This window comes from Aquirufa avitistagni (assembly GCF_042715545.1).
GTDB classification, from domain to species: Bacteria; Bacteroidota; Bacteroidia; order Cytophagales; family Spirosomataceae; genus Aquirufa; species Aquirufa avitistagni.
Window position 1 is genome coordinate 1,235,174 of sequence record NZ_JBBKXZ010000001.1, and the last position, 12,504, is coordinate 1,247,677.

Consider the following 12,504-nt stretch of genomic DNA (forward strand, 5'->3'; position numbering starts at 1 on the left):
TTTTACTTCATGAAAGCAATTCAAACCGCATTATTATCCTATGGGATGTCGGGACGCATTTTTCACGCCCCTTTCCTCGAAATTCATCCCGGCTTCGAGCTCGTTGGCTCCTACGAACGCAGCCAAAAAAACATTCAAAAAGCCTACCCTGGAACTCACTCGTATGATTCGCTAGACGAAGTCATCCAAGATGCTGATATTGAATTAGTTATCGTCAATACCCCCATCCCCACTCATTTCGAATATGCCTCCAAAGCATTGAAAGCTGGTAAACATGTCGTGGTTGAAAAAGCATTTACGAACTCGACAGCCGAAGCATTGGAATTGCAACAAATAGCTTCAGAGGTTGGCAAACATATTTTTGTCTACCAAAATCGCCGTTGGGATTCAGATTTTTTAACGGTTAAAAAGGTTTATACCTCGGGCCAACTGGGCGAATTGGTTGAAGCGGAATTCCACTTTGATCGATTTAATGGAATCAAATCGCCCAAAATGCACAAGGAAGTTCCTGGGCCGGGGGCTGGAATCATATTTGATTTGGGGCCGCATATCATTGATCAGGCCTTGCATTTGTTTGGAAAACCGACGCATGTATTTGCCGACTTGCGTAAAACACGTCCGGGTACGGAGGTAGAAGATTTGTTTGAGATATTACTGTATTACCCAGAAATGCGTGTTCGATTGAAGGCAGGCTATTATTTCAAAGCGCCGATTCCTGCGTTTCAGTTGCATGGGAAGTTGGGCAGCTTTATCAAGACTCGTTCGGACCGACAAGAAATTGACCTCGATGCAGGTCTAAAGCCACAAGGAAAAGAATGGGGACTGGATAGTCCTTCAGATTACGGTTTGATACATGTAGATGGTTCGAATCCTGACCGGGTAGTTTCTGAAAAAGGTGATTTTATGGCCTTTTATGAAAATGTTTATCAATCTTTACGCGGCGATGCGACACCATCGGTTTCCGTTCAAGATGGAATCAATAGCATGCGGGTGATCGATGCGGCGATGGAAAGTAGTCAAGAGAAAAAAGTAATTGCTTATTAGGAATTCCCCAGACTAAAGTCTGGGGTTAATAACATAGAGATAATAACCCCAGACTTTAGTCTGGGGAATTTAAAAACAAACTCATGGAATCAAATATCCTTGCCAATTTTGAGCCTGAATTAAAAAAGAAGATCCAACAAGTAGGAGTCATTCGAAAATTTCAAGCAGATGATTTTCTAATGAAAACAGGCCAAAGCATTCGCTCGGCTGTGTTAGTTACCAAGGGAATCGTTAAGGTTTTTCGTGAGGATGATGAGGGAAATGAAGTCTTCATGTACAACCTACACCCAGGTGAAGCTTGTGCGATTTCCATGACGTGTGCATCCCGTAATCTCAATAGTCAGATTATGGCGAAGGCTTTGATAGACACGGAAGTAATGACCATTCCAGTTGAATTAATGGATGAATGGGCTGCTAAATATAAAACGTGGTATCAGTTCGTTTTAGAAACTTATCGTTCACGATTTGAGGAATTGTTGGATACACTTGACCACATTGCCTTTCGTAATTTGGACGAGCGATTATTGTGGTATTTAAAACAACATCAAAAGAGTTTAAAAAGTAATGTCATCAAGGTTTCATTTACAGATATTGCTACGGAATTAAACTCCTCGCGTGAGGTTATTTCGCGGTTGATGAAAAAACTTGCCGAGAAAGGATTTATTAAAATCAATAAAAACCAAATTGAAATCATCAATTTGAAGGGACTGTGATATACATCACGACTGAAAATTAAATTAAGTGACAATTTGCATGCCTAAACACAATAAGCATGCCTAAATATTTCACCTTAATTTTCATATTCCTTTTGATCAATACGGCACATGTAGTAGCCCAACATCAAGAAATTCATACGACACCGCATCTTTGGAAAGGCAAAAAAAGTGTGGCGGAAGATTCAAGCTCACTCCTATTTGCCTTCAAACATGGGAAAGTACACGGTAACCTGAGGTATTTTTTCATGGCCACTGAAAACCAAGGGCATCTCACCGATGCCTATGCACATGCCGCAGGTGGAGGATTATTCTACGAAACTGCTTCATTTAAAGGCTTTCAAATGGGTGTGGGTGGTTATTTTATCTATAATATTGGCTCTTCCAACATGGCCAAAATTGATCCATATACCCAAACTGCGAGTCGATACGAGACCTCATTGTTTGATTTGGAGGACCTGACAAATAAAAATGATTTAGATCGTCTCGAGGAACTATACCTGAAATACAATTTCAAAAAATCGCACATTACAGCTGGAAAACAATTAATCAATACGCCATTTATCAACCTGCAAGACGGCCGGATGCGCCCGACCGAAGTAGGTGGATTGTATGGAGAAATCTTCCCCGGCAAAAAAAATAAATTAGAAGGTGGCTACCTGTACGAAATCTCCCCACGTGGTACCGTTGATTGGTATGGAATCGGTGAATCCATCGGAATTTACCCTAATGGAGTCAATACCAATGGAGTAAAAGGAAATTATAAAGGAAATATTGAGTCAAAAGGAATTTACTTATTGGGTTATACACACCAATTACCTCAAAACCATTCCATCAAATTTTGGAATGTATTTGTTGAAAATGTATTCAATACCAGCATGATTCAATGGGATTGGAAAAAAAATGAATGGGTAGCAGGATTGCAATACACGCATCAACAAGCGGTCAATCAAGGAGGCAATGAGGATCCATCAAAAACCTATTTTTCTCCAGATCAAAAATCGCGGGTGATTAGTGCCAAATTGGGTTATGAGCATTCCCATTGGAAAACTTCACTGAACTATACACGCATCACAGCAGAAGGTCGCTATTTAATGCCTCGCGAATGGGGCCGTGATCCATTTTACACCTTTATGCCACGTGAACGGAATGAAGGATTTGGTGATTTGCATGCGATGGTTGGCAAAGTACTTTACACCTTCCCAGATTTTCCTCTAAAGGCGAATGTGAGTTATGGATACTTCCAATTACCTGATGTGAAGAATTATGCGTTGAATAAATATGGCTTACCAAGTTACACCCAATTGAATGTAGATTTGACTTATGAATTCATCAACTTCCTGGAGGGGCTTGAAATTCAAGCCTTATATGTGCATAAATCAAATCAAGGCGAAACATATCAGAACGAAAAATACATCATTAACAAGGTCAATATGAGTAATTATAACCTTATTATGAACTTCCATTTTTGATTTAAACTTTTTTTTGCCTTGTGATAAAAATCACGAATAAGCATTAAAAATACCTTCAAATTTGTATCAACAAAAACAAATAAGACACGCATGGAAATTATAGGTTATTTCGCATCCCTACTTATCGGCATCTCACTCGGTTTAATCGGTGGTGGTGGATCCATTTTAACAGTACCTGTTTTGGTATATTTATTTGGGGTAGATCCTATTCTTGCTACAGCATATTCATTATTTGTGGTAGGTGCAAGTTCATTAGTAGGCGCCTTTCCAAAATACAAGCAGGGTTTAATCAATGTAAAGACTGCGGTCATCTTTGGCATACCATCCATTGCAGCGGTATATGCCACGCGTAAATTCATCGTACCCTTAATTCCTGCAGAAGTATTTACTTTAGGAGATTTCGTGGTTACCAAATCTATATTAATGATGGTCTTATTCGCCATCTTAATGGTAGCGGCTTCTATCTCTATGATTCGCGGTAAATGCGAGCAATGTGAAAAGGAGAAACTAGGTACTTATGTAGAAGAGGAACAAGTATTCAATTACCCAATGATCTTGATTGAAGGAGCGGTTGTTGGTACTTTGACGGGATTAGTTGGCGCCGGTGGTGGATTCTTAATCATCCCAGCTTTAGTAATGCTTTCCAAATTATCCATGAAACAAGCGGTGGGCACTTCCCTTTTAATCATTGCGGCAAAATCATTAATTGGCTTTACGGGTGACTTGGGACATCATGCCATAGACTGGAACTTGTTACTAACTGTTACAGGGCTAGCGATTGTAGGTATATTCTTCGGCGATATAATTAGTAAAAAAGTAGACGGAAATAAATTAAAAGTAGGTTTTGGATGGTTTGTTTTGGTGATGGGTATTTACATCCTGATCCAACAGTTGGCCTTCCCATTGAAATAGATTAAACACATTCACAGCATAATAATTACGAAAATGAAAGTAGAACAAATTTACACGGGATGTTTAGCACAAGGTGCTTACTACATCGAGAACAATGGAGAAGCAGCGATCATCGATCCACTTCGCGAGGTACAACCTTATATTGAGAAAGCAGAGCGTAACGGCGCGAAAATAAAGTATGTATTTGAAACACATTTTCATGCTGATTTCGTTTCAGGTCACATCGACTTATCTGCAAAAACAGGTGCTCCTATCGTTTACGGACCAAATGCAGCTTGCCAATTTGAGTGTATCACGGCAACAGATGGTCAAGAGTTCCCATTAGGAAACGCAAAAATCCGTGTCATTCATACGCCAGGACATACGATGGAATCAACTTGTTTCCTTTTGATCGACGAAAACGGTAAAGAAACGAGTTTATTCTCAGGTGATACCTTATTCATCGGTGATGTAGGTCGTCCAGATTTAGCTCAAAAAGTAAAGGCTGATTTGACTCAAGAAATTTTAGCAGGTCATTTATTCGACTCTTTGCGTAACAAAATCATGCCGTTAGCAGATGATATCATCGTATATCCTGCACACGGTGCTGGTTCTGCATGTGGTAAAAACATGAGTAAAGAGACAACAGATACATTGGGTAACCAAAAGAAAACGAACTATGCGTTGAATCCTGCTTTGACAAAAGAATCATTCACTAAAGAGGTTTTGACAGGATTAGTTGCTCCTCCCGCTTACTTTCCATTGAACGTATTGATGAATATTCAAGGATATGACTCGATTGATAAAGTGTTAGAGCGTGGCCAACATGCCTTAAGTCCAGAAGGATTTGAAGCAGCTGCGAACGAAACGAGCGCGTTGATCTTAGATACACGCGATCCACAGACTTTCGCAGCGGGATTTGTCCCTAACTCGATCAATATCGGAATCGATGGATCATTTGCTCCATGGGTGGGTGCAATGATTCCAGACATTAAGCAAGAAATCTTGTTGGTTACTGATGAAGGCCGCGAAGAAGAAGTAATCACACGTTTAGCGCGTGTTGGTTATGACTTCACAATCGGATATCTAAAAGGTGGTTTTGCATCTTGGAAAGCATCAGGAAAAGAATTTGACCAAATCGAATCCATCGAACCAGCTGAAGCATTCAAACGTATTCAAGCAGGAGAAGGTGAAATCATCGACGTACGTAAGAATTCAGAATATTTATCTGAGCACGTGATTGATGCAGAAAATGCTCCTTTGGATTTCATTAATGATAGCATGTTGAAAATCGATAAAAACAAGACCTACTTCGTACACTGTGCGGGTGGTTACCGTTCGATGATTTTCAACTCTACCTTAAGAGCTCGTGGATATGACAACTTAATTGATATCAATGGTGGCTTTAAAGCGATCAAAGAGTCAGAAAAGTTCCAAGTGTCTGATTTTGTTTGTCCTTCTACCCTTTTGTAAGCATGGAAGAGTTATTAGCAAATCCAGCAACTACGGTTGTTGACGTACGTGAAACAGGCGAATTTGCCAGTGGACATTATGCAGGAGCGATCAATATTCCGTTGGGAATTATTCCTTTACGCATTGATGAATTCAAGGAAATGAATGGTCCAATTGTGGTTTATTGCCGTAGTGGTAACCGCTCAGGAATGGCCATGAACTTATTAAAACAAGCTGGATTGTCCGAGGTATTTAACGGAGGAGGTTTACACGATATGCTTGTGTATCAAGATTAATCAATGTGCTCAATAAGCCCAGGTAATGCCTGGGCTTTTAACAAATCAGAATATGTTCACAGCTTTGACACAGAATTGGAATGTTATGCGTATCATTCGCCTCGTATTTGGAGGATATGCCTTGATAGAAGCCTATCGAGGTAATGACATGCTCATGGGTATGCTCGGTCTCGTGCTGGTAGGAATGGCGCTTTTAAACGCAGGATGCGGTGCGCAAGGTTGCGGAGTACCTATTCAAAAATCAACTGCTAAAGATCACGATGATGTGGAATATGAAGAAGTTCATTCAAAATAACGGTTGGCAAATCTTAGGTGGAATATTCGGCGCAATCGGCGGATATTTCTACTGGAGAGATATTGGTTGCGCGACAGGAACTTGTCCGATCACGAGCAAACCTTTAAATAGCATCGTTTACTTTGCCGTGTTGGGTTATTTTATGATTGGCACGATTGCAAAAGCAAGTTTAGAGCTAAGAACTAAGAAGCGAGAGGTTTGACACAAATGAATTAATTTGCCAAAATATTTCCACTGATTACTGACTACTGAAAACTAAAAACTAAATTTTAACTTACTATGATGGAAACAATCACCCAACCCTGGCCTTGGTATACGGCAGGAATTATCATCGGACTTATCGTTCCGGCCTTATTAATTTTAGGTAACAAGCACTTTGGAATCTCGGCAAACCTACGCCATGCATGTGCCGCATGTTTACCGAGTAACATCCCTTTTTTCAAGTATGATTGGAAAAAAGAAACATGGAATTTCTTCTTTGTGGGAGGAATTCTAGTGGGCGGCATCATCTCAACACTTTATTTAGGATCAGGTGATGCTGTTATCGTACATCCAGATTTAGCAAAGGAATTAGCTAGTTATGGTATCACTAATTTCTCAGGCATGGTGCCAGAACAATTATTTTCTTTTGAATCCTTATTTACATTACGTGGCTTAGTCATGATGATTGGAGGCGGATTTTTAGTAGGATTTGGCGCACGTTATGCAGGTGGCTGTACCTCTGGACACGCAATCATGGGACTTTCCGACTTACAATGGCCATCCTTAGTAGCAACCATCTGTTTCATGATTGGTGGTTTTATCATGGCTAATTTCATTTTACCCTTCATCTTACACTTATAATACACATGGAAAACAAGACAAATCAACACGCAAATCCAGCTGATTTCGAGGTACGCTCATTAGACACCATGTGTGTAAATGAATCAGAATTAAATCACCCGTGGTACTATAACTTAAAATATAGTTTAGTAGGAGTGATTTTTGGCATCGTATTTATTAAAGCTGAAATCATCTCCTGGTTCCGAATTCAAGAAATGTTCCGCTTACAAAGCTTTCACATGTACGGAGTGATCGGTACAGCGGTTGTCGTAGGTGCTATCTCAGTATTTTTAATCAAGAAATTGAAGGTTAAAACGATTCACGGGGAGGAAATTACGTTCACCGACAAGAAATTCAATAAGGGCCAAATCATTGGTGGCTTGATTTTTGGACTAGGATGGGCATTGACTGGAGCTTGCCCAGGTCCTCTCTTCGCACAAGTAGGTTCAGGTGCTATCGTTATCTTAGTGGTTATTGTAAGCGCTACAGCAGGAACTTGGGTATATGGCAAGTTTAGAGATCAGTTGCCTCATTAAAATTAGACGCTAGACGTTAGACTTTAGACGTCGGACGTTTGTCTAAGATGTTGACTTTAAAAAGTTAGAATTAAAAAAGCTAGTCATGGAATTTACCAATGACTAGCTTTTTTTAATTCTAAACTTAATCTGACGTCCAGCGTCTAACGTCCGACGTCTATCTAAACGTATAATCCACCCCCGTCACTTGGCTCAGCAAATCCTGAGGGCCATCTAGAATCTTCGCATCGTGGCGCAAGACAGGTGTAACTGGAGAGAATTTAGTTAAATATTCTTTCATCATGGAGTGCAAAGTATAAGCTGTATTTGTTGGCTCCTTAACACCCTTCATGCGGCATAACATATCCTCGGGATCACCATCGCGCTCGCAAGCACACAACGTGTACATCCGGTTTTTATCTAAGGCTGCGCCAGCAATAGTCACCTTTTTCACGCGTTCACCTACCCGATCAAATGCCTTAAATTCTACTTGCATGCCTTTGAAACGAATAAGCCAACCGCCAAAGCGCTTGGAAGCATCTTGCGCAAATACGTTCTGCATTTCTTTTTCCAACCAATCTAAAATTTGTTGGCCTGAAGCCTTCGCCGTACGAATCGTACTATCCACAGGTAACATATCATATAAATAACCCTCTGTAATAGCTACTTTACCATCCTTTCCTGGAACTCTTGGAGGGCAAAAACGGAATCCATTAGATAAAACGACATCCGCATTCACCTTCCATTTTAATGCATCTACGATCATCGTATCAATGGTATTCTCCACAACAAAGTTGCGGTAAAGTGGAACGGTACTATACCCTAATACTTTATTTATTTCTTCCTTGTACGGTTTCTCTAAGTCTTGCACTAAGGTCTTTATCGCCGGATCAGCAGGGTATTTGATGGGATCCACTTCAATTAATTCATAGGTGGAACCTAAGACTTTACCATCTTTAACTTGGATATCGAGTTTACCCACAAACGAACCAAAAGCCCCTGGCTCAACAATCTTGGTATATTCTGCTTGAATCGGTTTACGAATACGCTCATGCGTATCTGCCCCGAAAATATAATCCACCCCTTGACAATCCGGATTATTTCCTAAGGCAATTTGTTGAGATAGTCCCAAATGAGATAGAATAATCACAAAGTCACATTGTTCTTGCTCACGCAATAAGGTTACATATTCCTTGAGGTTATCCTCAGGTTTGGTATATACAATTCCTTTCGAATACATCGGTGATTGACGCAATGGAACTAATGGATCTGTATACCCTAGAAAACCAATTTTAACCCCCATGCGGTGCATAATTTGGTAAGGCTGAAAGATCAGTTCGCCTTTCTTTCCATCCCCCAAATCATGGTACATATTCGCACAAATTTTAGGAGCTAAGAGCCCTCCCAATAATTTCTGCATATTCTTTTTGTAATAGACCACCTCCCAGTTTCCTGGTAAATAAAGGTCATAATCCATCGCATTTAACAAGGGTACGAATGCTTGACCAGTTGTTTTCACCGAAAGCATACTACCTTGGAACATATCACCTGTATCTAACGTGATGGTGTTTTCTGGATTCTTCTCTTTTAACTTCTTCAAAGCGGTGGCCATGTGTGGATACCCGCCTGCTTTACGAAAGGTCAATTCATTATTTTCCCAAAACAATTCATCATGTGCATGCAGTTGGCAGTGCACATCTGTTGTTTGGAGAATCGTGATTTGACCAGATCCAGCAATTAATTTAGCCGCTGGCATATTTCCCGCTGAAGCTTTAGCCTGTATGCCAGCTGGCGTAAAAGCCGCAACACTAGTCAGGATTCCCCCTTGTAAAAATTTTCTTCTCGAGTTCATTCGGTTTATTTTTTAGACTTCTTGTGTTTTGCAATCCACTCTTTTATCGGCTTATACGGCCCGTATTTATGTTGTTCTTCCGTAAATGGATCCGCAAATGGACCAAAAGGATGATCAAAAGGTTTACCTGCGATATCTGGCCAATCCTTACTCAAATCTTTAGCTGGCCGCGGCATCGAATTTACATAAGCTGCCAAATCCCACGCTTCCTCATCTGATAATTGAGGCTTATCGTAGTTGGCCCCTAATGGCATATTGTATTTGACATAACCGGCAAAATTTGACATTCGGTAAAGTCCTGCGCCATGATTATAACTATGCGGGCCCCAAAGTGGAGGATACGTGTAGGACTTCCCATTTTCCGCCAGTAGACCACCACCATCTGCTTGATGGCAAGACTGGCATTTGGCTGCATATACTTCTGCGCCTTTAGCTGGATCAATCGCGCGCTTTAAACCTTTTAATTTAAATATGCCTGAACCTTTGGGAACGACTCCTTTTTCAACATCCGTGCCTAACCATTTGATATAGGCCAAAATTGCCTGCATTTCTTTACTCTCCACGGCTAATGATTGACCATTCAAACTACGCTCAAAACAATCGTTTACCCGCTTAACTTGATCTTCGATTGTCCCGGAACGTGCTCTGAATTTTGGATACGTGGATTGCACCGCGAAATAGTTATTACCCCATGGTTGGGTACCTGCATTTAAGTGGCAGTTTTGACAATTCATCCCATTGGAAATGGCCTTCACAGTACCCTTAGGTCCTAAATATTCGGAGGTATGGGCAATTAATTCGCGACCATATTCAACCAATTCCTTTTGAGAATCTGTTAAATACATCATCCGCCAGTCAGATGGAGCTGTCCACAAGTGTGTGAAATTAGAATCGGGCTCAACATAAACCTGAGTAGAATCTATAGCAACCTCATTAGGTCCTAATTGTATAAAACTTACATACCCTAATGCGCCAAATAAAGCGATTAATAAGGTATATAGAAGCGTTTGCAACAAGCTTGGTTGATTCGATGGATGATTGGAATTGACCATAGAGGTAAGTAGAATTGACGGTAATTATTCTTAATATCTGACAAAAGACTCGATAAATTAGAATAAATCGTGTGACATTTGTCACTATTTAAATTTTTAGTTACATTTTTTCTGTAGGTGAATTCACGATCGCATCAAACTCAGCTTGGGTGATAAAGATTGGAGAATATGAACCACCTACATTCTTCAAATTCTTGTAAAAAGAACGCAAGTGATTTCGGCTCCCCTTGTTTAAAAAATCATAGACTAAACGAACATCTTGATTATTGGTGATCGCAATGGACTTATTCAAATCAAAAATGTCTAATTCCTCAATTTTAGCACCTACTTGATAAGCTGATAATAGACTCACATTCCCTTGACTAACTAATGATGTATAGAGTAATTGAAGGTTCTGGTCTTCAAATTTTCCGCGTGGGTTTGTATCCATAGGATCCACTAGTTGGTATTTCTTTATAATGATTAACATCGCTTCCATGTGACTTAATTCACTATTAGGAATGTTTTGAAAGATCTTTGAGCCATATTTATCATACATCGTTTGGTAAACATCGTATGCCAATTTTTCTTCCTCGCGAATAAATAATATCCGCTCTTTTTCTACGGAGTCAAGTGTTTCAGCTGGTAAATTATTGACAGCCGTTTTAATATTGGCTAAACTCTGCGACAAATTAGCCTGCTCATTACCTACGGGATTACCACTTTCACAACTACTCAAAGCGATCAAAGTCGCTACAATTAAAAAGGCATTTTTCATGATTTTTGATATTTAAATTTCTATAAAGGTATAATTCGAAATTTCGAGATTTCGTGACAATGCTAACGAATAATCAAATGTGATTTTAATCACTTTTTTCAATAGAAAAATGACTTAATATTGGAACTTCAAAAGATCATCACCATGAAAACACAGTATCAAATTTTGATCGTCGGCGGAGGAAACGCGGGTATCTCCATTGCATCCCAACTACTTCGAAAGAATGCTTCTTTGGACATCGCAATTATAGATGGGGCTAAAAAACATTACTACCAACCCGCCTGGACGCTTGTTGGCGGTGGTGAATTTGATATTCAGGACACGCAACGCGATGAAGCCTCTGTTATTCCGGCGGGAGCGACGTGGGTCCAACAAATGGTTTCGGGATTTAAACCGGATGAGAACAAAGTCGTTTTGGCCGATTCAACGGAAATAAGCTATGATTATTTAGTGGTAGCTCCTGGTATCCAATTAAATTGGGGAGATATTAAAGGATTAAAAGAAACATTGGGGAAAAATGGGGTGTGTTCCAACTACAGTTTTGAAACCGCACCATATACCTGGGAGTGTATCCAACAAACAAAGGGAGGAAAGGCCATTTTTACAAATCCACACACACCTATTAAATGCGGTGGAGCACCTCAAAAAATCATGTATTTGGCAGCTGACTACTTTCGCAAAAACAAAATAAAGACACAAGTAGAACTCTGGAGTGGAGGAACGCGTGTTTTTGGTGTGGAAAAATATGAAAATACACTTAAGAAAGTCATAAAACGCTTTGGGATAAACACGCAATTCTTTGTCAAATTAGCTGAAATCGATGGACCCAATAAAATGGCCAAATTTGTAGGAATCGGGGAATCCAATAAAGACCAAGTATATGCGGTCGCATTTGACATGATTCATATAACTCCCCCACAATCAGCACCTGATTTTATCCGAAATAGCCCAATCGCTAATTTAGCCGGATGGATTGACGTTGAAAAACATACGCTCCAACATACGAAATACAAAAATATTTTCGCAAGTGGTGATGCCGCAGGTCTTCCTGTTTCTCGAACTGGAGCAGCTATTCGCAAACAAGCACCTGTGGTAGTTAGCAATTTATTAGCTCTGATAAAAGGGTCAGAAATGAAAGCTTCCTACCATGGATATTCTTCCTGTCCAATTATTACCGGATACGATAAATTAGTGCTAGCTGAATTCGATTATGACAATAAACCCGCTGAAACATTCCCTTTCGACCAATCTAAGGAACGCTGGTCCATGTACCAAATGAAGAAATTCCTTTTACCTTACCTCTATTGGAATCAAATTCTCCCCGGGAAAATGTAAGAAATTAA

Annotated in this window: 14 protein-coding genes; 11 read left to right on the forward strand and 3 right to left on the reverse strand. The window is 40.0% G+C overall.

Annotation, left to right across the window (positions count from 1 at the left end; all coding sequences use genetic code 11):
- Positions 1–9: 9 nt before the first annotated feature.
- The 10 genes from U0R10_RS05400 to U0R10_RS05445 all read left to right on the forward strand — a co-directional run bounded on the left by U0R10_RS05400 (position 10) and on the right by U0R10_RS05445 (position 7,521).
- Positions 10–1,044 carry a Gfo/Idh/MocA family oxidoreductase gene (locus U0R10_RS05400; protein ID WP_377982926.1) on the forward strand — a complete coding sequence of 345 codons (1,035 nt, stop codon included), beginning with the start codon at positions 10–12 and terminating at the stop codon, positions 1,042–1,044.
- A gap of 83 nt (positions 1,045–1,127) precedes the next feature.
- Positions 1,128–1,757: a Crp/Fnr family transcriptional regulator gene (locus tag U0R10_RS05405; RefSeq protein ID WP_377982927.1), complete on the forward strand. Its 630-nt coding sequence runs from the start codon at positions 1,128–1,130 to the stop codon at positions 1,755–1,757.
- Positions 1,758–1,816: 59 nt separating this feature from the next.
- On the forward strand, positions 1,817–3,229 hold the full coding sequence (locus U0R10_RS05410; RefSeq protein ID WP_377982928.1) for an OprD family outer membrane porin: 1,413 nt from the start codon (positions 1,817–1,819) through the stop codon (positions 3,227–3,229).
- Positions 3,230–3,319: 90 nt separating this feature from the next.
- A complete protein-coding gene (locus tag U0R10_RS05415) occupies positions 3,320–4,141 on the forward strand; it encodes a sulfite exporter TauE/SafE family protein (RefSeq protein WP_377982929.1) in 822 nt (273 codons plus the stop codon).
- Positions 4,142–4,174: 33 nt separating this feature from the next.
- Positions 4,175–5,593, forward strand: coding sequence for an MBL fold metallo-hydrolase (locus tag U0R10_RS05420; RefSeq protein ID WP_377982930.1), 1,419 nt, complete (start codon positions 4,175–4,177; stop codon positions 5,591–5,593).
- A gap of 2 nt (positions 5,594–5,595) precedes the next feature.
- The gene (locus U0R10_RS05425) at positions 5,596–5,868 is read left to right on the forward strand and encodes a rhodanese-like domain-containing protein (RefSeq protein ID WP_377982931.1); all 273 of its coding nucleotides are present in this window, start codon (positions 5,596–5,598) and stop codon (positions 5,866–5,868) included.
- A 52-nt stretch (positions 5,869–5,920) separates the two neighbouring features.
- Positions 5,921–6,163, forward strand: a complete 243-nt coding sequence (locus U0R10_RS05430; protein ID WP_377982932.1) for a hypothetical protein — start codon at positions 5,921–5,923, stop codon at positions 6,161–6,163.
- Positions 6,141–6,365, forward strand: a complete 225-nt coding sequence (locus tag U0R10_RS05435) for a hypothetical protein (protein ID WP_377982933.1) — start codon at positions 6,141–6,143, stop codon at positions 6,363–6,365. The genes U0R10_RS05430 and U0R10_RS05435 overlap by 23 nt, the downstream gene beginning before the upstream one ends.
- 77 nt (positions 6,366–6,442) lie before the next feature.
- On the forward strand, positions 6,443–7,006 hold the full coding sequence (locus U0R10_RS05440) for a YeeE/YedE family protein (protein ID WP_377982934.1): 564 nt from the start codon (positions 6,443–6,445) through the stop codon (positions 7,004–7,006).
- Positions 7,007–7,074: 68 nt separating this feature from the next.
- Positions 7,075–7,521, forward strand: a complete 447-nt coding sequence (locus U0R10_RS05445; RefSeq protein ID WP_377983015.1) for a DUF6691 family protein — start codon at positions 7,075–7,077, stop codon at positions 7,519–7,521.
- Between the two features lie 157 nt (positions 7,522–7,678).
- On the opposite strand, the gene U0R10_RS05450 is transcribed toward U0R10_RS05445, so the two are convergent.
- The 3 genes from U0R10_RS05450 to U0R10_RS05460 all read right to left on the reverse strand — a co-directional run bounded on the left by U0R10_RS05450 (position 7,679) and on the right by U0R10_RS05460 (position 11,161).
- A complete protein-coding gene (locus U0R10_RS05450) occupies positions 7,679–9,352 on the reverse strand; it encodes a bifunctional metallophosphatase/5'-nucleotidase (protein WP_377982935.1) in 1,674 nt (557 codons plus the stop codon).
- Between the two features lie 5 nt (positions 9,353–9,357).
- A complete protein-coding gene (locus U0R10_RS05455; protein ID WP_377982936.1) occupies positions 9,358–10,404 on the reverse strand; it encodes a c-type cytochrome in 1,047 nt (348 codons plus the stop codon).
- A gap of 100 nt (positions 10,405–10,504) precedes the next feature.
- The gene (locus U0R10_RS05460) at positions 10,505–11,161 is read right to left on the reverse strand and encodes a DUF2202 domain-containing protein (protein WP_377982937.1); all 657 of its coding nucleotides are present in this window, start codon (positions 11,159–11,161) and stop codon (positions 10,505–10,507) included.
- 144 nt (positions 11,162–11,305) lie between these two features.
- On the opposite strand from U0R10_RS05460, the gene U0R10_RS05465 reads away from it, so the two are divergent.
- Complete coding sequence (locus U0R10_RS05465; RefSeq protein WP_377982938.1) at positions 11,306–12,496, forward strand: NAD(P)/FAD-dependent oxidoreductase; 1,191 nt, start codon at positions 11,306–11,308, stop codon at positions 12,494–12,496.
- Positions 12,497–12,504 lie beyond the last annotated feature (8 nt).